The sequence below is a fragment of the Dorea sp. BIOML-A1 genome (genome assembly GCF_009875615.1).
Classification (GTDB): domain Bacteria; phylum Bacillota; class Clostridia; order Lachnospirales; family Lachnospiraceae; genus Dorea_A; species Dorea_A amylophila.
Window position 1 is genome coordinate 1 of sequence record NZ_WWSA01000014.1, and the last position, 25,618, is coordinate 25,618.

Consider the following 25,618-nt stretch of genomic DNA (forward strand, 5'->3'; position numbering starts at 1 on the left):
AAGTACAGTAATGTATGGAGCTGACTGATACTAATCGGTCGAGGGCATGACCAAGCAAGGTGATAGGTAGGATGAAAGAAATATTTCTTGTATGCAGTTTTGAAGGTATATATAAAAGGTAAAAAGCAATCAACATATGTTGGTTGCTTTTTTTACAGAAAAAATATCAGTGAGAGAATTTTTATATTTATTTACAACAAGATTTATGATCAAATTCAGGATTAAATGCGTAGAAGTTTTTACTATCTAATTTATCCTGGACAATTCTGAGGCTTTCTCCAAAACGTTGATAATGAACAATTTCACGTTCGCGAAGGAATCGGATCGGATCACAGACTTCAGGATCTTTGATAAGACGCAAAATATTATCATAGGTAGTACGGGCTTTTTGTTCGGCAGCCATATCTTCATGAAGATCTGTAATAGGGTCACCTTTAGACTGGAAAGTTGTAGCACTCCAAGGAGTTCCACTGGCAGCCTGTGGCCAAAGAGCAAGTGTATGGTCAACATAATATTTATCAAAACCGGATTTTTCAAGCTGTTCCGGAGTCAGATTGCGTGTGAGCTGGTGTACAATGGCGCATATGATTTCCATATGGGCAAATTCTTCGGTAGCAATGTCTGTTAGTGTGCCAATTACTTCATTATAAGGCATGGTATATCTCTGAGAAAAATATCTCAAAGAAGCTCCTAATTCTCCATCCGGTCCACCGAACTGTGATAAGATAATCTGAGCAATCTTTGGATTTGTCTGAGTAATTTTAACAGGGTATTGTAACCGTTTTTCATAATTCCACATAAATTAACATCCTCCTTCCTGCCATGGCCAAGGTTCATTGATCCATTTCCAGCAATCCATAGGTGTATTTGCAGTATCCAGTGTTAGAGGTCCATAATATTTTGCGTATTCCTTTAAGGCCTGCACACGCTGTTTTTTAAATTCATCAAAGAATTCCAGGGCTTCAGGACAATTTGGATGTGTGTCGAGAAATAATTTTACGTCATCAACAGCAAAACTTACGATATTGATCCATTCCAGAAGCTCTTTTTTACAAGGTCTGTTTTCATTCATCGAGGACTACCACCTTTCCAACAAAATGGAAGATTCAGTTCGGCAAAAATAGTTCCGCATCGGAATCCTTTTTCAACTTCATAGAGAGAGCGCCACTCCTGCCATGGAACATAGGCCATTGCAATGGAAAGACCGCTTAATTTGTCGTGATCGTAAATATTACAGCACGGACGGGACGGTGTGGACGGTGATACAGAAGGCGGCATTGTTCTGTTGCTTCCACCGACATGACATCCGTTAGAATGGTTTTGACGCATATAATCCGGCGTATTATAACGATAATTTGGCATTTAAAGTACTCCTTTCGATAAGATTATGCAATAATAGTATATGAAAATTAAAGAAAGTTGTGAATCAGACAGTTGTTTTTAAGAACGTATCTGAGTATAATAGATACGATTGGAGAGTAGAATATGGTAAAAGAAAATAAAAAAAGAAGCACGAATACCAGAGTGAAAAAGAAAGAACACAGCATCGCATACTTCGATTACAGTCTGCTGGCAATATTGATCTGCCTGATCTGCTTTGGACTGGTCATGCTATATAGTACGAGCTCTTACAGCGCAATGATGAAACAAAACGGAGACAGCCTGTTTTACTTTAAAAGACAAGTCCTGTTCTGCATTGTGGGTTTGATCGGGATGTGGATCGTAAGTAGAATAGATTATCATTGGTATTTTGAAAGATCAAAGTTCTTCTATTTTATTTCTATTTTTATGATGTTCCTTGTAAAGACACCATTGGGAAAAGAAGTAAATGGAGCAAAAAGATGGATTAAACTTCCGTTCGGACAGCAGCTGCAGCCGGCAGAGATTGCCAAGATTGCGATCATATTGTTTATTCCGGCATTGATCTGTACGATGGGAAGAGAGATAAAGACGCTGGAAGGAATTGTGAAAGTACTGGCATGGGGGGCTTTTTCAGCAGCAGTAGTCTTTATTATTACGGAAAATTTAAGTACGGCAATTATTGTTATGGGAATTACGTGTATTATGATTTTTGTGGTACATCCAAAGACAAGAATATTTATCATAATTGCCGTAGGAATTATTTTAATAGGAATTGTCGGTGCGAGGGTTCTTGGTATGGCAATGGAGACCAGCGGGAACTTCCGTCTGAGACGTATTCTGGTATGGCTGAATCCAGAGAAATATGCATCAGAAGGCGGCTACCAGATCATGCAGGCATTGTACGCAATTGGATCAGGAGGATTTTTGGGAAAAGGTCTTGGTAACAGTGCCCAGAAAATGATCATTCCAGAAGTTCAGAATGATATGATTCTTTCTATTATCTGTGAGGAGCTTGGAGTATTTGGTGCAATCATGGTTCTGATCCTGTTCGGAATGCTTCTGTACAGATTATTATTTATTGCGCAGAATGCACCGGATCTTTATGGTTCATTAGTGGTGAGCGGAATATTTGCACATATTGCATTGCAGGTAATATTAAATGTTATGGTTGTGATCAATTGTATTCCGACAACAGGAATCACACTTCCCTTTATCAGCTATGGCGGTACGTCGGTGCTATTCTTAATGGCGGAAATGGGACTGGCATTGGGAGTCTCTTCAAAGATTAAAATTGCTGAATAAAAAGCTTTCATTTCTTTTGCAAATATGCTATGATAAATAATGTAGTATTTAAAACTACTTCTGATGAGAATAGATGACTCGGAAAGAGTTTTGATATCAATAATATAAAGTAATAATACGTTACATTGGGAGGAATATATGAGTTACAAGATTATCATAGATAGTTGTGGTGAATTGACAGAAGAAATGAAGAAATCGGGAAATTTCGAGACAGCTTCGTTACAGATCGATGTTGGCGGACATCATATCGTAGATGATGAAACATTTGATCAGGCAGATTTTTTGAAGAAGATCAGAGAATCTGAAGAATGCCCGAAGTCATCATGCCCGTCTCCGGAACGTTATATGGAAGAATATCACTGTGAGGCAGAGCACATATATGCAGTGACGTTGTCTGCAGAACTCAGCGGTTCTTATAACAGTGCGGTACTTGGAAAGAATTTATACGAAGAAGAATACGGAGAGAAGGATATTTACGTATTTAATTCCAGATCGGCATCGGTAGGAGAGACGCTGATCGGGTTGAAGATTGCCGAATGTGAGAAAAAAGGACTCAGCTTTAAGGAAGTAATTGATACAGTAGAAGCTTATATTGAAGAGCAGCATACCTATTTCTTACTGGAAACATTGGATATACTGAAAAAGAACGGAAGACTGAAAGGGTTAAAAGCAGTGGTCGCAACGGCATTAAATATTAAGCCGGTGATGGGATCTACTCCGGATGGAAATATTCAACAGCTTGCAAATACAAGAGGAATGAAAAAAGGGCTGGTCAGAATGGTGGAACAAATAGTGGCTGATCTTAAGAACCCGGAAGAGAAGATACTTGCGATCTCTCACTGCAATTGCAGAGAACGCGCAGAGACAGTGAAAAATATGCTTCTTGAAAAAGCAGGATTCAAAGATATTATTATTGTAGATACTGCGGGAATCAGTAGTATGTATGCAGCTGACGGAGGCGTGATTGTAGTTGTATAATCCGATGGAGTGTGGTAGAATAGATACATCGGAAAAAAAGGAGCAAAAGAACTATGAGTCAGGCAAAAGTAGATAAATATAAAGAAGCGAAGAAAAACCGGAAGAAGCAGATGAAAAAAGAAAAGATACAAAGCTATCTGCGCAGAGGTGTGGCATGTATCGTTGCAGCAGCACTGATAGGAATGGCAGGTTTTTCTATATATAATATATATGAGTCAAAACAGCCGAAGCAGGAAGTAACGGTTGATTATTCTGCAATAGCAAGTCTCAGTCAGTCTTTGTCAGATAACGGAACGTCGGCCGAATAGAGAAGAAGAAAGAAAAATGCGAGTGAACAGGAAAAATCCTGTTCACTATTTTTTTGCCTTAAAATTCTCTTAATTTCCCTAAAAGGCTTGAAAACAGTAAAAAAGTAGTTTACAATGGGTTCAAGTGGTAGAAAGTGGTGAAAAGTGGAACAAAGTGGTATGAAAATGGATGAAGCCGGAAAGGAAGAATAACTGATTTTACCGGAAGAACTTCAGAAGATACCACCGGGAAAAGGAGAATTCTATGCTGAAAGGAGAGTACAGTCATAATATTGATGCCAAAGGGCGGCTGATCATTCCGGCCAAGTTTCGTGACGATTTAGGGGAGCATTTCGTCATTACAAAAGGAATGGAGAATTGTCTGTACGTATATCCGGAAGCAGAATGGAACACTTTTGAAGAAAAACTTAATGCATTGCCAACCACCACTGACAAAAAAGCACGTGCGTTTGCATATTTCTTTCAGGGAAGTGCAGCGGACGGCGACCTTGATAAGCAAGGCAGAACTCTAATCCCTTCTGTACTGCGTACATTTGCACATCTGGATAAAGAAGTTGTATTCATCGGTATGGGGAAGCGTGCCGAGATCTGGGATAAGGCAAGATGGGATGAAAAGAATGCTGAAGTGGAACTTAACATTGAAGATATTGCATCTGATATGGAAGAAAACGGATTCAGTATCTAGAGGGAGAAGATATGGGATTCGAACACAAATCAGTATTACTGAATGAGACAATTGAAGGATTAAACATCAAGCCGGATGGTATCTATGTAGACGGAACGCTTGGTGGAGGCGGACATGCATACGAGGTGTGCAGGCGTCTCGGTGAAAAAGGGAGTATTATAGGAATAGACCAGGATGAAGCAGCAATCGAAGCTGCAGGCATCCGATTAAAAGACTTCGGGGAGAAGGTCACAATAATCCGAAGCAATTATTGTGATATGAAGTCGAAGCTTCAAGAACAGGGAATTGACAAGGTCGATGGAATAGTACTTGATCTGGGCGTATCTTCTTATCAGTTAGATACGGCAGATCGGGGATTTTCCTATCGCGAAGATGCACCTCTGGATATGAGAATGGACAGACGTCAGAAGATGACTGCCAGAGACATCGTCAATGATTACTCAGAGATGGATTTGTACCGCGTGATCAGAGACTACGGGGAGGATAAGTTTGCAAAAAATATTGCAAAACATATCGTGGCGGCACGCGGGAAAAGTCCGATTGAAACAACGGGGCAGCTGACAGAGATCATCAGAGCTTCAATACCAATGAAATATCAGAAAAAATCCGGACATCCTGCAAAGAGAACATTTCAGGCTATTCGGATTGAACTGAACAGAGAATTAGAAGTATTGAAAAATTCTCTGGATGACATGATTGAAATACTAAACCCGGGTGGAAGATTGTGTATTATTACATTCCATTCGCTGGAAGACCGGATTGTAAAGAGTGCATTTAAGAAAAATGAGAATCCATGCACCTGCCCTCCGGATTTTCCTGTGTGTGTATGTGGCAATGTTTCTAAAGGGCGTGTTGTTACCAGAAAGCCGATTCTTCCAAGTGAAGAAGAATTAGAGTATAACAGTCGTTCTAAAAGTGCGAAACTCAGAATATTTGAGCGTTCTTAATGAAGAATGATATGTGATCAGATAGAAAGGAGTGGCGTAGATGGCAGCAAGAAGATCTTATGCAAGCGATAGACGCCAGTCCGGTGGATATCGTTCCATGCAGTATGGAAGCAGACAGGCTTATATGTATGGTAATATAGTTACCAAGCCGGAATATGAACCGCGAAGAAGAAAATCATCTGCAAAACCAAAAAAGAAAGTAAGCAGACAGGTGCAGAAGAACAGAAATCGTGCACTGCATATGAATGCAGCTTATGTGATTTTTCTCGCAGTTGCAGCAACTGTTGTGCTGTTATTGTGCGTTAATTATGTACGCTTACAGTCGGAACTGACTCGAAGATCCAAACATGTCACTGCATTACAGGAAGAACTGGCGGATCTGAAAGAGGAAAATACGACAAAATATAACGCAGTAGTGGATTCTGTCAATCTTGACGAGATCCGGGAAAGAGCGATCAATCAACTTGGCATGACATATGCTGCGGCTGATCAGATCGTGGAATATGATAATCCTGCTTCAGACTATGTAAAACAGTATGAAAATATTCCGGAAAATGGTGTACTTGCTCAGTCAGACAAGAATAAGAAATAGGTGGAAATATGGCAAGAAAGAAGAAAAATTTCTTTAAGAAAAAAATTTCAGGCCTTATGCAGAGAAAGCTAGTAATGCTCTTTGGAGTAATCATACTAGCTTTTGTTTTCTTGATAGGGTGGATTACTTATATCAATGCTTCGAAAGGAGAAAAATATACCAAAGTCGTGCTGGATCAACAACAGTATAATAACCGTACGATTCCATTTAAACGTGGAGATATCGTAGACCGTAACGGTACGAAACTTGCGACAAGTGAGAGAGTATATAATGTTGTAGTCGATGCCAAAGTGATAACAAGTAACAAAAAGTATATGAATCCGACAGTAAAAGTATTGGCAGAGTGCTTCAGTTTGAAGAAGAAAGCAATCCGTACTCAGGTGAAGAAGAATCCGAGCAGCCGATATATTGTCCTGAAAAAAGGAGTCAGCTATGCAAAGGCGCAGGAATTTGAGAAGATTACAGCAGATACGAAGCATAATCCTAATGTGCAGGGCGTATGGCTGGAGGAAGATTATACAAGGCAATATCCGTATAAAACACTGGCAAGTGATGTAATCGGATTTACAACGAATGGAAATGTAGGAAGTAATGGAATAGAGGCATCATATAATTCCATTCTGAATGGAACAGATGGCAGGGAGTATGGGTATCTGGATGAAAGTTCTGGATTTGAAAGAACTGTGAAGGAACCGGATAATGGAAGCACTGTTGTATCAACAATTGATCTTCAGGTGCAGAGTATTGTAGAACAGCATATACTTGCATTTAACGAAGAACACAAGGATGAAGAGACAGAGGGAGAAGGAAGTAAGAATACCGGAGTGATCGTGATGAATCCTCAGAATGGAGAGATTCTTGCAGAAGCTTCGTATCCGAATTATGATCTGAATCATCCAAGAGATCTGACAAAGTATTATACAAAAGCACAGCTGAAAAAGATGACGGATAAAGAAAAGCTGAATATACTGAATGATCTTTGGAATAATTATTGTGTCAGCAATACGTATGAACCGGGATCGACATTCAAACCATTTACCATATCGGCAGGTCTTGAACTTGGAGATCTTACAGGAAATGAGAATTATGTCTGCGGCGGTGTATTGCACGTGGGAGATCATGACATTCACTGTAGTAACAGATCAGGACACGGGCCGGAGACGTTGAAACAGGCTTTGGAGAATTCGTGCAACGTTGCACTGATGCAGATCGGTGAAAGTATCGGAACAGAAGAATTCTGCAGGTATCAAAGATTGTTTGGGTTCGGAGAATATACAGGAATCGATCTTCCGGGAGAGGGAGAGACAAGCGGACTGTTGTATACACCGGCGACTATGGATCCGGCCAGTCTGGCGACAAATGCATTTGGGCAGAATTTTAATGTTACAATGACTCAGATGGCGGCATCTTTCTGTTCGCTGCTCAATGGCGGCAATTATTATGAGCCGCATGTTGTAAAGCAGATTCAGGATGAAAATGGAAATGTTACAGAGAACAAAGATCCGGTGCTGGTTAAGAAAACAATTTCAAAAGAGACCAGTGATATCATTAAGGATTATATGCTGGGAGTTGTTGAGGAAGGAACCGGTGCGAGTGCGGCGGTAGAGGGGTATGCTGTCGGAGGTAAGACCGGTACAGCCGAGAAGCTGCCTCGTGGAAATGGAAAATATCTTGTTTCTTTCATCGGATATGCACCACAGGAAAATCCACAGGTTATGGTGTATGTTGTCATTGATGAGCCAAACTCGGCTGTTCAGGCAAACAGTGGTTATGCAACACAGCTTGCATCACAGATCATGACAGATATATTCCCTTATCTTGGAGTAGAGAAAAAAGATGGTGCGTCTGATACTATAGAAACATCCGCAGAAGAGACAACAACACAGACAGCACAGGAATAACTGTAAAAGTATATGGAATTCATAACCTCATAGAAGTTTTCATAAATTATAAGAAAAACTTCTATGAGGATTTTTTATTATGAAAAACAAAACATTTCATAAAAGAAAAATACTGGTAGTATTCGCCGGAGCCTTTGCGATGATATTTGTTTTGATCGGAAGACTGACCTATCTTATGGTATTTGATGCAGAATATTATCAGAAAAAAGCGGAAGATCTGCATGAGAGGGAACGTGACATTAAGGCTGCGAGAGGAGAAATCCTTGACAGGAATGGGAAAGTTTTGGCAACAAACCGGACGGTATGTACAATTTCTGTGATCCATAGTCAGATCAGGGAAGCGGAAACAGTCATTGATAACTTATCGGAACTTCTTGAAATGAATAGCAGTGAGGTGCGCAAACGTGTGGAAAAGATATCATCCATAGAAAGGATAAAATCAAATGTGGATAAAAAAACGGGAGATAAGATCCGAAATCTGGGGATGGCAGGAGTAAAAGTAGATGAAGATTTTAAAAGATTTTATCCATATGATGCGCTTGCCTCTAAAGTATTGGGGTTTACCGGAGCTGACAATCAGGGAATCATCGGACTTGAGGTAAAATATGATAAATATCTGAAAGGTGTTGACGGTAAGATCCTGACAACAACAGATGCAAGAGGAATTGAACTGGATGGTGTCGCAGAAGACAGAAAAGAGCCAGTGGCAGGTAATACATTAAAGATCAGTCTGGATTATAATATGCAGAAGTATGCTATGCAGATGGCGGAAAAAGTGCGGCAGGAAAAGCAGGCGGAAAAAACGGCAATTCTTCTTATGAATCCTCAGAACGGGGAAATATATGCGATGGTAAACGTTCCGGAATTCAATCTGAACCGGCCGTTTGAGCTGAATACGGAAGAAGAGTCGGATGAAAATATGACGGATGAGCAGAAGCAGGATGCTCTGAATCAGATGTGGAGAAACGGATGTATCAACGATACTTATGAGCCGGGGAGCACATTTAAGATCATTACAGCATCTGCAGGTCTGGAAGAAGGGGTAGTCCGTCTTACAGATCAGTTTCAATGTCCCGGATATAAAATGGTAGAAGACCGCAGGATACGGTGTCATAAGGTGGGAGGGCATGGTACGGAGAACTTTGTGCAGGGTATACAGAACTCATGCAATCCGGTATTTATAGAACTGGGACTTCGTATCGGAGTCGATAGATTTTGCGATTATTTTCATAAGTTTGGTCTGATGAATCTGACGGGGGTAGATATCCCGGGAGAAGCAGGGACGATCATGCATAAAAAGGAAAATATCGGACAGGTAGAACTGGCTACGATCAGTTTTGGACAGTCGTTCCAGATTACACCAATCCAGCTTGCAGCGACAGTAAGTGCACTGATCAATGGGGGAAAGAGAGTGACGCCGCACTTTGGAACGGAGATCCTGAATGAAGACGGGAAAGTAACGAAAGAATTTCACTATAGTGAAAAAAAGCATATTGTTTCGGAAAAGACATCTGAGACTATGAGGATACTTCTGGAAAGTGTCGTTTCTGAAGGGTCCGGAAAGAATGCGTATGTGGAAGGATACAGAATCGGAGGCAAGACGGCGACCTCCCAGACATTACCGAGAAGTGCGAACAAGTACATATCTTCTTTTGTGGGATTTGCCCCGGCAGATGATCCAAAGATCCTGGGAATGTGTGTGATCTATGATCCGCAGGGAATTTATTACGGAGGTACGATCGCAGCTCCGGTAATCGGTAATATTTTCGAAAATATATTGCCTTATCTTGGCATTGAAAAACAATTGGAAATGCAGTATACTAGGTAAAGTTAGAGATTAACTGAATAACAAAAGAATTAAAGAGGTGGATTATGGATTATAAGGTGTTTATTCCGGTATTGATTTCATTTGTGTTAAGTGTGATTCTTGGTCCTCTTGTGATACCTGTACTCAGAAGACTTAAGATGGATCAGACGGAGAGAGAAGATGGAGTGCAGTCTCATTTGAAGAAAGCAGGAACTCCGACGATGGGAGGCGTAATGATCCTGTTGGCGGTTGTGATCACTTCCGTTATTTATATCGGACGTTATCCGAAGATCATTCCGATCCTGTTTTTGACACTTGGATTTGGTCTGATCGGATTTTTGGATGATTATCTGAAAGTTGTAATGAAACGTTCGGACGGGTTATATCCAAAGCAGAAGATGGCACTTCAGATCGTGGTAACAGCAATCTTTGCATTTTATATGGTGAAATTTGCAGGGGTTCCACTTACAATGCTGATTCCTTTTAGTGGGGGAAGATATCTGAACATTGGATGGCTGGCAATTCCATTGATGTTCTTTGTAGTGATCGGAACCGTAAATGGTGTGAATTTTACAGATGGACTGGACGGCCTGGCATCCAGTGTTACGGTTTTGGTTGCAACATTCTTTACGGTTGTCGCAATTGGAACAAAAAGCGGAATTGAGCCGATTACCTGTGCGGTGGTGGGAGCACTCCTTGGATTTCTGCTGTTTAATGTATATCCGGCAAGTGTGTTTATGGGGGATACGGGTTCCCTGGCGCTGGGAGGATTTGTAGCATCCGCAGCATATATGCTCCAGATGCCGATTTTCATCATCATTGTTGGATTTATCTATCTGGTAGAAGTATTATCCGTTATGATCCAGGTAACATATTTTAAAAAGACCGGCGGTAAAAGAATCTTTAAGATGGCGCCGATACATCATCATTTTGAACTGTGCGGATGGTCAGAGACAAGAGTTGTTGCAGTATTTTCGATTATCACAGCAATTTTATGCCTGATCGCACTGATGGCTATGTAGGAGGGTAACATGGAAGTAAAAGGAAAAAAAGTACTTGTATTTGGTCTTGGAATCAGTGGAATCGGAGCTGGAAAGATTCTGGAAAGACAGGGAGCGGAAGTCGTACTGTATGATGGAAATAAGAAGCTTATGGAAGAAAAAGTAAGACAGCAGTCCGGTGCAGACAGCAACGCAAAGATCATAATTGGTGAGTTTCCTGAAGAAATCCTTGCAGAACTTGATATGACTGTATTAAGTCCGGGAGTTCCGACAGACCTTCCGGTGATCGAAAAGATGCGTAAGCAGGGAATTACGGTTATCGGAGAGGTGGAGCTTGCTTATCAGTTTGGAAAAGGCGATGTTCTTGCTATTACAGGAACGAACGGCAAGACGACTACAACTACACTTCTTGGTGAGATTATGAAGAATTATCAGGATGATGTATTTGTTGTTGGAAACATTGGAACACCGTACACAACTGCGGTAGAAGATATGACAGAGAATTCGATCACGGTTGCGGAGATGAGCAGTTTCCAGTTGGAAAGTATTGTTGAATTCCGTCCGAGGGTCAGTGCAATTCTTAATTTTACACCGGATCATCTGAACCGGCATCATACGATGGAAGCGTATGTGAATGCAAAGAAGAATATTGCAAAGAATCAGACAGAAGAAGACTACTGTATCCTGAATTATGAAGACAAACTGACAAGGGAATTTGGCAATGAAGTAAAAGCCAGAGTTCTATATTTCAGCAGTCAGCGTAAACTGGAAGAGGGAATATATCTGGAAGAGGGAAATATCATCTACAATTATGAAGGTGTAAAAGAGACGATCTGCCATGTAGATGAACTGCAGATTCTTGGAACACACAATCACGAGAATGTTATGGCGGCATGTGCGATGGCAGCAGTTTACGGAGTTCCTGTAGGAGTGATCCGTGAAAGTGTGAAAGCGTTTGGTGGTGTGGAGCATCGTATTGAATATGTAACAGAGAAGAATGGAGTTACATATTATAACGATTCAAAAGGAACCAATCCAGATGCTGCGATCAAAGGAATCCAGGCAATGAAGCGTCCGACTGTTCTGATTGGCGGCGGATATGATAAAGGCTCTGAATATACAGAGTGGATAGAAAGTTTTGACGGAAAAGTAAAAAAACTGATTCTTCTTGGGAATACCAGAGAAAAAATTGCTGCTGACGCTGAAAAGTGCGGATTTACTGATTATATGTTTGTAGATTCATTTGAAGAAGCAGTGCTCACGGCAGCGAAGATTGCAAAAGAGGGAGAAGCGGTTCTGCTTTCACCGGCATGTGCAAGCTGGGATATGTTCCCAAGTTACGAAGTACGCGGAGAGAAGTTCAAAGAGATTGTAAATTCCTTATAAGGAGTGAACGGGTTGAAGTATTCGTGGCAGTCAGAACAAACGGAACAGAAAAAATGTGACAGAGTTCTGATATTAGTACTGGCAATCATTATCGTAACTGGTCTTGTGATTCTCTACAGCACAAGTGCATATAATGGAGAGATAAAATTCCAGGATACGTTTTATTATCTGAAAAAGCAGGTATTTGCAACGCTTCTCGGGATTATGGGTATGTGGTGTATAGCAAATATAGACTATCATATCTGGAAAAAGTGGGCAGTTCCGGGATATCTGTTATCTATTTTACTCGGAGTACTGGTAATGTTGTTCGGAGAAGAATACAATGGGTCCAAAAGATGGTTGTCTTTTGGACCATTTTCTTTTCAGCCATCGGAGTTTGCAAAGGTTGCGGTGATTCTGTTCCTGACATATATCATACTAAGAAATGCAGAAAAAATGTGGAAATTTTTAACAGTCTGCAAGATTGTTATCAGTGTGCTGCCAATTGTAGGTCTGGTTGGGGCGAGCAATTTGAGCACAGCGGTTATTATTCTGGGAATAGCAGTCATCCTGGTATTTGTCGCAAGTCCGAAGTATGGGCAATTTGCGTGGATGGTGTGTCTGGGGTGTGCATTTATGGGGATATTTCTTGCTATGGAAAGTTACCGGCTTGAACGGCTGCAGATCTGGCAGCATCCGGAAAAATATGAGAAAGGCTATCAGACACTTCAGGGGCTGTATGCAATCGGATCAGGAGGATTGTTTGGCAGGGGACTTGGAAGCAGTATCCAGAAACTCGGATTTGTACCGGAAGCGCAGAATGATATGATATTTTCTATTATCTGTGAGGAAATGGGATTGATCGGGGCAGTATTTGTAATGTTATTATTTTTCATCCTGATATGGCGCTTTTTTATTATTGCATCTCATGCACCCGATCTGGAGGGAGCTTTGATCGCATCCGGCGCAATGGCACACATGATGATACAGGTAATTCTTAATATTGCGGTTGTGACAAATACCATACCGAATACGGGAATTACATTGCCATTCATCAGTTATGGAGGAACTTCGGTTATGTTCCTGCTTTTTGAAATGGGGCTTGTGTTGAATGTGTCATGTTTGGTAAAATAATATACATGTGGATGAAAGGAAGTTTGAATCATATATGGGAAACCAGAGGCCAAAGAAAAAACAAGGGAACAAGAAGAATGGAAAAAAGCATCATGTATATGCAGTGATTGTTCTGCTGTTGGCAGCAGCGATCATTATTATTGGAGGTATTTTGCTGTTCTATATTCAAGAAATAGAAGTAAGCGGAAATGAGTACTGTGACAGTCAGGAGATTGTGAATTGCGTGCAGAATGATAAGCTGTCGGATAATTCTTTATATGTAGTTGCAAAATATTCTATGGGAAAAGGAGCCGTACCGAAATGTCTGGATTCTTTAAAAGTCAGAATGAAAAATCCGTGGACACTGCAGATTACGGTAAAAGAAAAGGCAATTACCGGGTGCGTGAAAACCGGAACAACCTATAGTTATTTTGATCAGAGTGGACTTGTGGTAAAACAATCTTCGGTAAAAGATGCGCAGATACCGGTTGTAGAGGGAGTGAAGATAAAATCAGGCAAACTGTATAAGCAGATCCGAACATCAAATCAGACAAAATTTAATGAAATACTGGAAGCATGTGCAGAAAGTCAGAAATATGGGATATATCCGGAAAATGTGACGGTAAAACAGCAGCAGATCTATATGAAATTTGGAAATGTAAGTGCCTGTCTGGGAAGCCAGGTATCTGGTGAACAGATTGCTCAGATCAAGCCGATCTTAAAAAAGCTTGGTGATAAAGAGGGAATCCTGCATTTGGAGACCTATTCAGAGAATAACACTACGATTACTTTTGAGATGAAAGAAATTTCACAAGAAAATTAGAAAAATTAGAGAAATTCTATTGATATTTTACACGAAAGTCTATATTATATACTATATATAGCAAACTGAGTTCATCTCACTTGCTCTATCAATGGGATGTATAATATATAATAAGGATAACAAAGGAGGAGAAACCCTTGCTAGAAATTAAAACAAATGAATCAGAAGCAGCGGCAAAAATAATTGTTGTTGGAGTCGGTGGAGGCGGTAATAACGCAGTAAACCGAATGATTGATGAGCAGATTGCCGGTGTTGAATTTATAGCGATCAATACAGATAAACAGGCACTTCAGCTGTGTAAAGCTCCGACATTGATGCAGATCGGTGATAAGATCACAAAAGGTCTGGGAGCTGGTGCAAGACCAGAGATTGGTGAGAAAGCTGCAGAAGAAAGTGCAGAAGAAGTATCAGCAGCACTGAAAGGTGCTGACATGGTATTTGTAACTTGTGGTATGGGCGGCGGAACAGGAACAGGTGCTACACCGGTTGTTGCCCGCATTGCAAAAGAACAGGGAGCATTAACAGTTGGTGTTGTAACAAAGCCTTTCCGTTTTGAGTCAAAGACACGTATGAACAATGCCCTTGCAGGAATTGAAAAATTAAAAGAAAGTGTAGATACACTGATCGTAATCCCGAATGATAAACTGCTGGAAGTCGTAGACAGACGTACAACAATGCCGGAAGCTTTGAAGAAAGCTGACGAAGTGTTACAGCAGGGTATTCAGGGAATCACAGACCTGATCAATGTACCTTCACTGATTAACCTTGACTTCGCAGATGTACAGACAGTTATGACAGATAAGGGAATTGCCCACATTGGTATCGGTCAGGGACGTGGTGATGATAAAGCACTGGAAGCTGTAAAACAGGCTGTTGCCAGTCCGCTTCTGGAGACAACTATTGCCGGAGCATCTCATGTCATCATCAATGTATCCGGTGATATCACACTTATGGATGCATCCGATGCAGCAGAATATGTACAGGAACTTGCCGGAGAAGATGCGAACATCATTTTTGGTGCAATGTATGATGATTCCAGAGCAGACGAAGCTACAATTACTGTAATTGCTACAGGACTTCATAATGTTGGCGGAAGTGCTTCAAAATTAAAATCAAGACTGGAAAATCAGGGAAGAACATCTGCGATGCCACATGGACAGCAAGGACATGCATCTGCATATGAGAGACCAGTACGTCAGAGCAGTGCAATGTATGGACAGCAGCAGGCAGTACGTACACCGCAGGCAGAACGTCCGGTATCACCAAGACTTGATTTCGGAACAACAACACAGAGAGAGACAACGGGAACTGCAACAAGACGTCCAATGGGTGGAACCACTCCTACACTGGATACACCTAGAACACCTACAAGCAAGGTGAAAGAACAGTCAATTAAAATTCCTGATTTCTTTAAAAAATAATCACATAAAGAATAGTACTACTTAGAATACAGAGAATATGCCGCAGGCAGTTTCTCTTACATACATTACTATAAGAAAGATCGTACACAGGTTGGCGTGAGCTGACTTGTATACGGTCTTTTTTTGTGTATCTTAGTTTTACTAATATGTTCGCAGGGTTACGAGAGCTGTCGAACGAAAAACGGAATCACATACAGTATCTGACAAAATCCTTTTGAAAAAATTTATATAATGTTACTTGTTTAAAACAACAAATTTATTTCTGTGCACGGAAAGAGAAAGAAGGCCTGATGTGTACTATGAATTATATGTAGATGTGTTTTTTATGGTGAATTTTACAATGGATGCGATTCTTTTGATCCTTCTGAAGAAATTACTTGCCTGTCCGGCGGGGTATGGAAGGGTTTTTGCAGGAGCAGCAACTGGAGCCGCGATGACATGTATTGCAATTGTCATATTCAGGAAAACACCGGTATTAAGATTTGTAGTATTTCATGGAGTCATTAATGTAGTAATGATGAAGGCCGGCCTTGGAATAAAATGGGGCCGGGAATTGTTCAGAGGATGGGTGCTCTTGTATATAGAGTCATTTCTGCTGGGAGGTGTGTTCCAGTTCGTTCAACAGTATATAAGGCGGGGAAGTATGTTCTTTTTACTGGCTGTAATCAGTTACTACCTCGTGTCGGTAATCTGGAAAATCATTTTATTCTTTTCAGAGAAAGGAAATCGTTACTGTGAAGTCGAAGTGTTTTTTGGAAAAAAAAATGACAGACTGAGAGGACTGATAGATACAGGGAATACATTGAGTGATACGATCAGTAATGATCCTGTCAGTATTATAGACAGAGCATCTGTAAGAAGACTGACAGAGGAAAAGAAACCGGAACGATTCAGATATATTTCTTATCATTCCATCGGGAAAAAAGAGGGTGTGATGCCGGCGTTTCGGCTGGATAAGATGCAGATCATACGGGATGGAAACAAGATAAATGTGGAACATCCATTAGTGGCAGTAAGTGAAGAAGAATTAGGTTCAGAAAATTATCAGATGATTATCAATCCAGATATATTGACAGGAGGAAAGAAAAATGGTGATAAAAGTGGCAGTTCCACATCAGTTTAAATTGAAAGTTATTCCGGATTTCCGGTCTCTCTTTTTTTCAGACAAAAAAGACATTCATTATATAGGAGGATCAGATATTCTTCCGGCACCATTGGAAACAGAGGAAGAAAGGAAAGCAATACGGGGACTGGGGACAGAGAATGATGAACAGGCAAGAAAAATGCTGATTGAACACAATCTTCGTCTGGTTGTGTATATTGCAAAGAAATTTGATAATACCGGAGTAGGAGTTGAGGATTTGATTTCCATAGGTACAATTGGGTTGATAAAAGCAATTAATACGTTTGATCCAGATAAGAATATCAAACTTGCAACGTATGCATCCAGATGTATTGAAAATGAGATTCTGATGTATCTGAGGAGAAATAGTAAGACCAAGATGGAAGTGTCGATTGATGAGCCTTTAAACGTTGACTGGGATGGAAATGAACTGCTGTTGTCGGACATTTTGGGAACAGAGGAAGATGCTGTCTATAAGGATCTGGAAAATGATGCAGAGAAGAAAGTACTGATCAAAGCAATCAGCCGCCTGTCAGGAAGGGAACAGATGATCATCCGGATGAGGTTCGGTCTGGGGACAGCCGACGGAGAAGAAAAGACACAGAAAGAGGTGGCAGATATGCTTGGTATTTCCCAGTCTTACATATCCAGATTAGAGAAAAAGATTATGCAAAGATTGCGCCGGGAAATGGTGAAGTATTCCTGAAAATGTGCTACAATAAAAAGAAAAAGGGGTTGGTCATATGAGGCTTAGTTTTTTTGGAGCAGCCCATGAAGTGACTGGAAGCTGTCATCTTCTTGAAGCATGCGGAAAGAATATCTTGATTGACTGTGGAATGGAGCAGGGACCGGATCTTTACGAGAATCAGGAACTTCCGGTTGCACCGGGAGATGTAGATTACATTCTTCTGACACATGCACATATTGATCATTCCGGAAATATTCCGCTTCTGGTGAAAAAAGGATTTTCCGGGGAGATCATTACCACATTTGCAACGGCAGATCTTTGTGATATTATGCTTCGTGACAGCGCACATATTCAGGAATTTGAAGCGGAATGGAGAAACAGGAAGGCAAGAAGAAGCGGAGAACCGGAATACGAACCAATTTATACGGTTGCAGACGCAGATGCCGCAACGAAGCTTCTGGCACCGGTAGATTACGGACAGAAGATTACGTTGTGTGACGGAATTGAAGTAAGATTCAATGATGTGGGGCATCTGCTTGGATCGGCAAGCATTGAAGTATGGATAACCGAAGGAGATGTCTCAAAGAAGGTTGTATTTTCCGGAGATGTGGGAAATGTTAATCAGCCGATCATTAAAGATCCCCAGTTAGTAAAAGAGGCAGACTATCTGGTGATCGAATCTACATACGGAGACCGTACACATGGTGAGGATATTCCAGATTATGTGGGAGAGTTTACAAGGATTTTGAGAGAGACATTCCAAAAAGGCGGCAATGTGGTGATTCCTTCTTTTGCGGTTGGACGTACGCAGGAGATTTTGTACTTTATCCGTGAGATCAAAGAAAAGAATCTGCTTCCGGAATTTCCGGGATTTGAAGTATATGTGGACAGTCCGCTTGCAATCGAAGCGACGAATGTGTTTAATAAAAATGTCAAAGGATGTTTTGATGAGGAAGCAATGGAATTGGTAAATCAGGGGATCAATCCTCTGCTGTTCCGGGGGCTGAAGACGACGATTACCAGTGATGAGTCCAGACAGATCAACTTTGATACAAAACCGAAAGTTATCCTGTCTGCATCCGGTATGTGCGAAGCAGGACGGATCCGGCATCATTTGAAGCACAATCTGTGGCGTCCGGAATGCACGATCTGTTTTGTGGGATATCAGGCAGTCGGAACGCTTGGAAGAAAACTGATTGAGGGTGCAGAGAGTGTAAAGCTGTTTGGAGAGAATATCACGGTCAATGCCAGAATCGAGGTATTGAAAGGGATCAGCGGACATGCAGATATGAATGGTCTTTTGGACTGGATCAGGGGATTTGAAAAAATACCGGACCGCGTAATGGTTGTGCATGGGGAAGATACAGTGACAGATCATTTTGCAAAATTGGTAGAAGATACATTCGGTTGTCCGGCATTCGCACCATATTCAGGTGGAACGGTAGATCTCGCAGCAAATGAGATTATAACGATCGGACAGAAGATTCCGAAAAAATCAGATGAGAAACCGAGTAAGCTTAAGAGTGCATCCGCATTTAATCGTCTGGTGGCAGCTGCAAAGCGTTTGCTGAACGTTGTGTATAAGAATGAAGGCCTGGCGAATAAAGATATGGCCAAGTTCGAGACCCAGATCCAGAATCTGGCAGATAAGTGGGATAGATAACGCAGAATCTGTCAGATGTCAAGGAGTAAAATTTTTTTTATTTGATAAGAAACCGCATAAGCCTGTGCGATAAGGAGCATCATCTTAATAGAAACTGATGGATGAGATTCTGACAGGAGGTCTGTAATGGCACAGGGAAAGGTAGAAATATGTGGTGTGAATACGGCAAAGCTTCCTATCCTGAATGAAGAGGAGAAGGAAGCTTTGTTTGTACGCATCAAAGAAGGAGACCGGGAAGCGAAAGAAGAGTACATTAAAGGAAATTTACGACTTGTCCTGAGCGTGATAAGACGATTTGGGGCAAGCGGGGAGAACCCGGATGATCTGTTCCAGATTGGGTGTATCGGACTGATTAAGGCGGTTAATAATTTTAATACAGAATTAGAGGTAAAATTTTCCACCTATGCAGTACCAATGATCATTGGAGAAATCAGAAGGTACATGAGAGATAACAATTCCATTCGTGTCAGCCGGTCACTCAGAGATACGGCATATAAAGCAATCTATGCAAGGGAAAGTTACAGAAAGAAGAACCAGAAAGAACCGACGGTGCAGGAAATTGCGACAGAAATTGGCATATCCAAAGAGGATATTATGTTTGCTTTGGATGCAATCCAGATACCGATGAGTCTGCAGGAACCGGTCTATAATGATGGTGGAGATGCATTGTATGTGATGGATCAATTGAGTGATCAGACGAATAAAGAAGAAAAATGGGTGGAAGACCTGTCACTGGAGGAAGCAATGAAGCATCTTGATGAACGGGAACGTTATATTATCAAGCTCCGGTTCTTTCAGGGAAGAACGCAGATGGAAGTTGCAAAGGAGATACGGATATCCCAGGCTCAGGTCAGCAGGCTGGAGAAGAATGCGTTGAAAACTATGCGCCAGTACCTTATCTAAGGGCTGGCGCATTTTTGGTATTGCATTTTTGACGGTCTCATACTATGATATTTGCAGGAGGAATTTGTATAATGAAAGCTTGTATATTTGATCTGGATGGAACATTAACAAATACATTGGAATCTATGACATATTCCGTAAATCTGACACTTGAGGAGATGGGACTTTCCAAGATCACAAAAGATCAGTGCAGGTTGTTCGTCGGGAATGGAGCCAGGGTATTAATAGAAAAGTCACTGAAAGCAGCCGGAGACACAGATGCTTCAAGGATTGAAGAGGGGATGGAAATATACGGACGTATATTTGACCGGAATTGTACATATCATGTAACACCTTATGAAGGAATCCCGGAGATGTTGAAAGCATTGAAAGATAAAGGAATTCAACTGGCAGTCCTTTCCAATAAGCCGGACCGTCAGACAGTAAAAGTTGTGAAAGCAATCTTTGGAGAAGAATTGTTTGATTATGCACAGGGACAGAAAGAAGGTATCCGAAGGAAACCGGAGCCGGACGGAGTATGGTATCTTATGGAACAGATGCACGTATCAAAAGAAGAATGCCTGTATATCGGAGATTCAGAAGTTGATGCGGCAACCGGAAGGAATGCAGGCCTTAAGACGATAGGTGTGTTGTGGGGATTCCGGGACAGAAAAACGTTAGAAACTGCGGGAGTAGATGATCTGATCGACAGACCGGATGAACTGTTGCAGTTTGTGTAATATTACGATAAGGGAGGTTGAGATGTATGTACGAGTATGATGAAGAATGTCTGCAGACGTTTATTTTGAATCAGGGACAGCTGTTTGATGAACCGGTTGCAGAGACTTTGGAAGAGGCAGAGGCTTTTCTGGAGGACTGTATGGCTTCTATCGTAGATAATATCGGAGAAGTCAGGGAATTCCTTGATCAGGAAGGAATGGATGTCAGTGGAATGTCTGACGAAGAGATTGAAGATGCATCAGAAGTATTTGCGCTATCGGATGGTCGTTATCTTATCGTTGAAGGATAAAAGCAAAAAGACGAAAGTACCTGCCGGGTGGCATCGCACAGGCCACTGTCAGATGTAAGAAAAAGCCGCAACTACTTTGTAGTTCCGGCTTTTTTCAATGCAGTTTCAATGGCCTGGACAATCAGCTGGGAAGTGTAAGGAGTGTCAGATGAATACTGGATATTGTCGAGTGACTGTTTTTTGTAGACCTGTTCGGCAATATCTTCGATCGCAGGTTCGATGAACGGATACATGGTTGTGATAGATTCGTTCAGATTGGTGAAACGGATGGAATTGATATGGGATTCATCTACAGTCACCTCAACTTCCAGCGCAGTATTGTTCAGAGTGATATCTGAGGTGTAGATTCCCGGAGTATAGATCCGGTTATCTTTTGAGGCGGAGCGATGTTCCGGGCGGAACATGAATATCAAAAGCAGGATCAGAATAATGGCCAATACTGCGAAAATAACGGTATAGATGATTTCTTTCATGTGAAGTACAACAATTTTTGTTTTGGAACTCATAGTGAGACCTCCTGGTAATTGGTTTCAAAGATTGTTTCATTTTCTATAATGTATGAAAAATGTGGAAGAATTATTCGTTTAATTTTTCCGTGACAAATGGAAAAGGTTCTTGTAGAATGATAAAAGAAATGGAAGGTGAAAAATTATGTTTATTATTGCAGGACTTGGAAATCCTACACTTCAGTATGAAGGAACCAGACACAATGTAGGGTTTGATGTCATAGATATGTTGGCAGACAGATATAATATTTCTGTAGACGGAAGAAAAGGAAGAGCACTGATCGGCAAAGGAATGATCGGGGGACAGAAGGTGCTTCTGGTAAAACCGCAGACGTATATGAATCTGAGCGGGGAAAGCTTAAGAGAACTGGTCAATTATTATAAGATTGATGAAGAACACGAACTTCTTGTGATCTATGATGATATCAGTCTGGATGTAGGGCAGTTGAGAATCCGTAAGAAAGGAAGCGCCGGAGGGCATAATGGAATAAAAAATATTATTGCCAACCTTGGAACCGATGTGTTTCCGAGAATCAAGATCGGCGTTGGGGAGAAGCCAAAGAAATACGACCTGGCGGATTATGTACTGGGACATTTTTCGAAAGAAGATCGTGAATTGATGGAAGAGGGATATGACCGCGCAGACCATGCGGTGGGAATGATCTTAAATGGAGAGATCGAGGCTGCCATGAACCAGTATAACAGGAAAGTAAAGCCTAAGGAGGCATAAAAAGATGCAGGGCTTAATCGGACCGTTAAAAGAACTTGCAGAGTTTGAAGAACTCTGTAAAAATAAGAAAAAAGATGCAGGAATGATCCGTGTATGCGGATGTGTGAATTCCCAGAAATCTCATATGATGTATGCAATTGGCGATGGCTGTAAATACAAGGTCATCGCCTGTTCCAGTGAGACAAAAGCAAAACAGATATATGAAGAATACCGATTCCTGGACAACAATACTTATCTGTATCCGGCAAAGGATTTTCTGTTCTATAAAGCAGATATCCGTAGTAAAGAGCTGGTGAAGCAGAGAATGGAAGGAATCCAGGCAGTGCTTTCCGGAACACCTGTGACGATTGTGACAAGTCTGGATGGGTTCATGGATCACCTCGCACCAAAAGAGAGTATTGAAGAAAAAGTACTGAAGATACAAAACGACAGTGTCCTTAAACTGGACGAGATGGCAGAGAGACTTTCTGATGTAGGGTATGACAGGGAAGTACAGGTAGAAGGCCCGGGGCAGTTTGCAGTGCGGGGAGGAATACTGGATATCTATCCACTGACGGAGGAGTTTCCGGTAAGGATTGAATTTTGGGGAGATGAGGTGGATTCTATCCGGACTTTTGACGTGGAGAGTCAGCGGTCCATTGAGAATATGACAGAAATTACCATCTATCCGGCGGTGGAATTTCCGCAGGGAGAAGAGAAGGGAGTATCGTTCCTGGATTATTTTTCGAAAGAAGATACCATTCTTTTTCTGGATGAACCGGTGCGTCTTGTGGAGCGCGGACAGAATATTGAAGAAGAGTTTTTGGAAGCGCAGAAAAAGCGTCTGGAGAACGGGTATGAACTGGAAGAGGAAGAGGCAAAGATATTTCCGGTTGCAGATATCCTGAAGAAGATCAATACTTACAGCAGTATCGGCTTTTTTGCGTTAGAGATGAAGTGCAGGGGATTGGAAGTAAGAGAATCTTATGAAATCCAGGCTAAGAGTGTGAATCCGTACAATAACAGTTTTGAGATGCTGACACAGGATCTTAAGAGACTGAAAAGAAACGGATACAGGGTAGTCCTGCTGTCAGGATCGAGAACCCGTGCAAAGAGGCTGGCGGAAGATTTAAGAGATTATAATCTAAGCAGTTATTACGGTGAAGAATTGGACCGCGAAGTAAAGCCTGGAGAAATTATGACGGCATATGGATACATTGCGGAAGGGTATGAATATCCAATGCTTAAATTCACTGTGATCGCAGAGTCGGACATTTTCGGAAAAAGAAAAAAGAAGAAAAAAAGAAAGACTTATGAAGGACGCAAGATCCAGAGTTTTTCGGAACTGAAGCCGGGAGATTATGTTGTTCATGAGAATCATGGTGTAGGCGTCTATCAGGGAATTGAAAAGATCGTTGTAGACAAGATTTCAAAAGATTATATGAAAATCTCGTATGCACAGGGCGGGAATCTCTATATCCCGGCAACACAGCTGGATCTGATACAGAAATATGCCAGTGCCGATGCAAAGAAACCAAAGCTGAATAAGTTGGGAACCCAGGAGTGGAATCGGACCAAGACCAGGGTGCGCGGTGCCGTAAAAGAGATTGCAAGAGATCTGGTGAAGCTGTATGCGGCAAGACAGGAGCAGGATGGTTATGTCTACGGAGAAGATACAGTATGGCAGAGAGAATTTGAAGAGATGTTTCCGTTTGAAGAGACGGAAGATCAGATGATGGCGATCGAGGCTGTAAAAAAAGATATGGAAAGTCATAAGATCATGGATCGTCTGATCTGTGGGGATGTTGGATTTGGTAAGACGGAGGTTGCAATCCGTGCGGCATTCAAAGCTGTACAGGAGAGTAAGCAGGTAGTCTATCTGGTTCCGACAACGATTCTTGCACAGCAGCATTACCGGACATTCGTACAGCGTATGAAAGAGTTCCCGGTGCGGATTGACCTGATGTGCAGATTCCGTACACCGGCACAGCAGAAAAAGACGATCGAGGATGCGAAAAAGGGACTGGTAGATATCATTATCGGAACACATCGGGTACTGAGTGAAGACTTGAAATTCAAAGATCTGGGGCTTCTGATCATCGATGAAGAACAGCGGTTCGGTGTTCAGCACAAAGAAAAAATCAAGAAATTGAAGGAAAATGTAGATGTATTGACACTTACAGCGACTCCGATCCCGAGAACACTTCATATGAGCCTGATCGGTATTCGCGATATGAGTGTATTGGAGGAAGCACCGAATGACCGTATGCCGATCCAGACATATGTTATGGAATATAATGACGAGATGGTACGTGAAGCAATCGAACGGGAATGTGCAAGACAGGGGCAGGTATACTATGTCTATAACCGTGTGGAAGATATCGATGAGGTAGCAGGACATGTGCAGAAGCTGGTGCCGGATCTGTCGGTTGCCTATGCGCACGGACAGATGCGGGAGCATGAACTGGAGAGGATCATGTACGACTTTATCAACGGAGAGATCGATGTGTTGGTATCCACAACGATCATAGAGACCGGACTGGATATCTCAAATGCAAATACGATGATCATTCATGATGCAGACCGGCTTGGACTTTCACAGCTTTACCAGCTGCGCGGACGTGTCGGACGTTCCAACCGCATGGCATATGCATTCCTTCTCTACCGGAGAGATAAGATGTTAAGAGAAGTGGCAGAAAAGAGGCTGGCTGCTATCCGTGAATTCACGGACCTTGGCTCAGGATTCAAGATTGCGATGCGTGACCTGGAAATCCGTGGAGCGGGAAATCTTTTGGGTGCGGAGCAGCATGGTCATATGGAGGCGGTCGGATATGACCTTTACTGTAAGATGTTGAACGAAGCGGTGAAGCATCTGAAAGGTGAGATGGAAGAAGAGGAGACCTTCACAACTACGATGGATCTGAATGTGGATGCATTTATTCCGGCATCTTATATTTCGAATGAATACCAGAAACTGGATGTCTATAAACGAATCGCTGCAATTGAGAGCCGGGAAGAAATGGAAGATATGGCAGAAGAACTGACAGACCGGTTTGGAGATATTCCGAAGAAGGTGGAGAAACTTCTGGAAGTTGCCGCATTGAAAGCACAGGCACATCAGTTGTATGTAACGGCTGTCGAACAAAAGGGAGAGGTTTACACATTTATCATGTATGAAAAAGCGAAGGTACATCCGGAACGGATTCCAAAGCTGATCGAAGATTTCCGTGGGAAACTGACATTCAAAGCAGACGGAGCCCAGCCGTGTTTTATCTATGAGAAGAAGAGAAGAAATCTGAAAGAGAAGCAGACAGATGCACTGGAAATTACGAAAAATGTGTTAAATGGGTTGAAAGGATTGATAGGCGGAGAAAAAAGCGGTATAATTGACCCATTAAGCAAATAAAGGCAG

The 25,618-nt window shown here is 41.7% G+C and carries 25 protein-coding genes; 21 read left to right on the forward strand and 4 right to left on the reverse strand.

Annotated elements, in window-relative coordinates; translation table 11 throughout:
- Nucleotides 1-187 precede the first annotated feature (187 nt).
- Genes GT508_RS07180 through GT508_RS07190 form a run of 3 tightly spaced genes read right to left on the reverse strand, consistent with a single transcriptional unit; the run spans nt 188 to nt 1,362 of the window.
- Nucleotides 188-799, reverse strand: a complete 612-nt coding sequence (locus tag GT508_RS07180) for a manganese catalase family protein (RefSeq protein ID WP_161143885.1) — start codon at nt 797-799, stop codon at nt 188-190.
- A 3-nt stretch (nt 800-802) separates the two neighbouring features.
- Nucleotides 803-1,072, reverse strand: a complete 270-nt coding sequence (locus GT508_RS07185) for a spore coat protein CotJB (protein WP_055280934.1) — start codon at nt 1,070-1,072, stop codon at nt 803-805.
- Complete coding sequence (locus GT508_RS07190; protein WP_226850725.1) at nt 1,069-1,362, reverse strand: spore coat associated protein CotJA; 294 nt, start codon at nt 1,360-1,362, stop codon at nt 1,069-1,071. Before GT508_RS07190 ends, GT508_RS07185 begins: the two co-directional genes overlap by 4 nt.
- A gap of 123 nt (nt 1,363-1,485) precedes the next feature.
- On the opposite strand from GT508_RS07190, the gene GT508_RS07195 reads away from it, so the two are divergent.
- The 19 genes from GT508_RS07195 to GT508_RS07285 all read left to right on the forward strand — a co-directional run bounded on the left by GT508_RS07195 (nt 1,486) and on the right by GT508_RS07285 (nt 20,991).
- Nucleotides 1,486-2,664: an FtsW/RodA/SpoVE family cell cycle protein gene (locus GT508_RS07195; RefSeq protein WP_161143886.1), complete on the forward strand. Its 1,179-nt coding sequence runs from the start codon at nt 1,486-1,488 to the stop codon at nt 2,662-2,664.
- Between the two features lie 138 nt (nt 2,665-2,802).
- Nucleotides 2,803-3,642: a DegV family protein gene (locus tag GT508_RS07200; protein WP_055280938.1), complete on the forward strand. Its 840-nt coding sequence runs from the start codon at nt 2,803-2,805 to the stop codon at nt 3,640-3,642.
- A 53-nt stretch (nt 3,643-3,695) separates the two neighbouring features.
- Entirely contained in the window at nt 3,696-3,950 is a 255-nt protein-coding gene (locus GT508_RS07205) for a hypothetical protein (RefSeq protein ID WP_028086717.1), read from the forward strand.
- Between the two features lie 244 nt (nt 3,951-4,194).
- Nucleotides 4,195-4,635 (forward strand): division/cell wall cluster transcriptional repressor MraZ, encoded by a 441-nt coding sequence (mraZ, locus tag GT508_RS07210; RefSeq protein WP_028086716.1) that lies wholly within the window; start codon nt 4,195-4,197, stop codon nt 4,633-4,635.
- Nucleotides 4,636-4,646: 11 nt separating this feature from the next.
- Nucleotides 4,647-5,582 carry a 16S rRNA (cytosine(1402)-N(4))-methyltransferase RsmH gene (gene rsmH, locus GT508_RS07215; protein ID WP_028086715.1) on the forward strand — a complete coding sequence of 312 codons (936 nt, stop codon included), beginning with the start codon at nt 4,647-4,649 and terminating at the stop codon, nt 5,580-5,582.
- 40 nt (nt 5,583-5,622) lie between these two features.
- A complete protein-coding gene (locus GT508_RS07220; RefSeq protein ID WP_055280940.1) occupies nt 5,623-6,174 on the forward strand; it encodes a fused uroporphyrinogen-III synthase HemD/membrane protein HemX in 552 nt (183 codons plus the stop codon).
- Nucleotides 6,175-6,182: 8 nt separating this feature from the next.
- A complete protein-coding gene (locus tag GT508_RS07225) occupies nt 6,183-8,075 on the forward strand; it encodes a peptidoglycan D,D-transpeptidase FtsI family protein (protein WP_161143887.1) in 1,893 nt (630 codons plus the stop codon).
- Nucleotides 8,076-8,154: 79 nt separating this feature from the next.
- Nucleotides 8,155-9,903 carry a peptidoglycan D,D-transpeptidase FtsI family protein gene (locus tag GT508_RS07230; protein ID WP_055280944.1) on the forward strand — a complete coding sequence of 583 codons (1,749 nt, stop codon included), beginning with the start codon at nt 8,155-8,157 and terminating at the stop codon, nt 9,901-9,903.
- A gap of 44 nt (nt 9,904-9,947) precedes the next feature.
- Nucleotides 9,948-10,904: a phospho-N-acetylmuramoyl-pentapeptide-transferase gene (gene mraY / locus GT508_RS07235; protein WP_028086711.1), complete on the forward strand. Its 957-nt coding sequence runs from the start codon at nt 9,948-9,950 to the stop codon at nt 10,902-10,904.
- 9 nt (nt 10,905-10,913) lie between these two features.
- Nucleotides 10,914-12,269 carry a UDP-N-acetylmuramoyl-L-alanine--D-glutamate ligase gene (gene murD / locus GT508_RS07240; protein WP_161143888.1) on the forward strand — a complete coding sequence of 452 codons (1,356 nt, stop codon included), beginning with the start codon at nt 10,914-10,916 and terminating at the stop codon, nt 12,267-12,269.
- Between the two features lie 66 nt (nt 12,270-12,335).
- The gene (locus GT508_RS07245) at nt 12,336-13,382 is read left to right on the forward strand and encodes a peptidoglycan glycosyltransferase FtsW (protein ID WP_192934793.1); all 1,047 of its coding nucleotides are present in this window, start codon (nt 12,336-12,338) and stop codon (nt 13,380-13,382) included.
- Nucleotides 13,383-13,416: 34 nt separating this feature from the next.
- Nucleotides 13,417-14,184 (forward strand): hypothetical protein, encoded by a 768-nt coding sequence (locus tag GT508_RS07250; RefSeq protein ID WP_161143890.1) that lies wholly within the window; start codon nt 13,417-13,419, stop codon nt 14,182-14,184.
- 137 nt (nt 14,185-14,321) lie between these two features.
- On the forward strand, nt 14,322-15,605 hold the full coding sequence (ftsZ, locus tag GT508_RS07255) for a cell division protein FtsZ (RefSeq protein WP_028086707.1): 1,284 nt from the start codon (nt 14,322-14,324) through the stop codon (nt 15,603-15,605).
- A 292-nt stretch (nt 15,606-15,897) separates the two neighbouring features.
- Entirely contained in the window at nt 15,898-16,728 is an 831-nt protein-coding gene (locus tag GT508_RS07260) for a sigma-E processing peptidase SpoIIGA (protein WP_330576894.1), read from the forward strand.
- A complete protein-coding gene (sigE, locus tag GT508_RS07265) occupies nt 16,694-17,434 on the forward strand; it encodes an RNA polymerase sporulation sigma factor SigE (RefSeq protein WP_055280951.1) in 741 nt (246 codons plus the stop codon). Before GT508_RS07260 ends, sigE begins: the two co-directional genes overlap by 35 nt.
- Nucleotides 17,435-17,471: 37 nt before the next feature.
- Complete coding sequence (locus GT508_RS07270; protein WP_055280952.1) at nt 17,472-19,079, forward strand: MBL fold metallo-hydrolase RNA specificity domain-containing protein; 1,608 nt, start codon at nt 17,472-17,474, stop codon at nt 19,077-19,079.
- Nucleotides 19,080-19,205: 126 nt separating this feature from the next.
- Nucleotides 19,206-19,982 carry an RNA polymerase sporulation sigma factor SigG gene (gene sigG / locus GT508_RS07275; protein WP_055280954.1) on the forward strand — a complete coding sequence of 259 codons (777 nt, stop codon included), beginning with the start codon at nt 19,206-19,208 and terminating at the stop codon, nt 19,980-19,982.
- Nucleotides 19,983-20,053: 71 nt separating this feature from the next.
- Entirely contained in the window at nt 20,054-20,701 is a 648-nt protein-coding gene (locus GT508_RS07280) for an HAD family hydrolase (RefSeq protein WP_226853697.1), read from the forward strand.
- Between the two features lie 26 nt (nt 20,702-20,727).
- The gene (locus GT508_RS07285) at nt 20,728-20,991 is read left to right on the forward strand and encodes a hypothetical protein (protein WP_028086701.1); all 264 of its coding nucleotides are present in this window, start codon (nt 20,728-20,730) and stop codon (nt 20,989-20,991) included.
- A gap of 71 nt (nt 20,992-21,062) precedes the next feature.
- Here the strand turns inward: GT508_RS07285 and GT508_RS07290 are convergent, their stop codons facing one another.
- The gene (locus GT508_RS07290) at nt 21,063-21,497 is read right to left on the reverse strand and encodes an FMN-binding protein (protein ID WP_028086700.1); all 435 of its coding nucleotides are present in this window, start codon (nt 21,495-21,497) and stop codon (nt 21,063-21,065) included.
- Nucleotides 21,498-21,642: 145 nt separating this feature from the next.
- On the opposite strand from GT508_RS07290, the gene pth reads away from it, so the two are divergent.
- Together pth and mfd are read left to right on the forward strand one after the other, a co-directional pair.
- On the forward strand, nt 21,643-22,227 hold the full coding sequence (gene pth / locus GT508_RS07295) for an aminoacyl-tRNA hydrolase (protein WP_028086699.1): 585 nt from the start codon (nt 21,643-21,645) through the stop codon (nt 22,225-22,227).
- 4 nt (nt 22,228-22,231) lie between these two features.
- Nucleotides 22,232-25,612, forward strand: coding sequence for a transcription-repair coupling factor (gene mfd / locus GT508_RS07300; protein ID WP_161143892.1), 3,381 nt, complete (start codon nt 22,232-22,234; stop codon nt 25,610-25,612).
- Nucleotides 25,613-25,618: the final 6 nt, after the last annotated feature.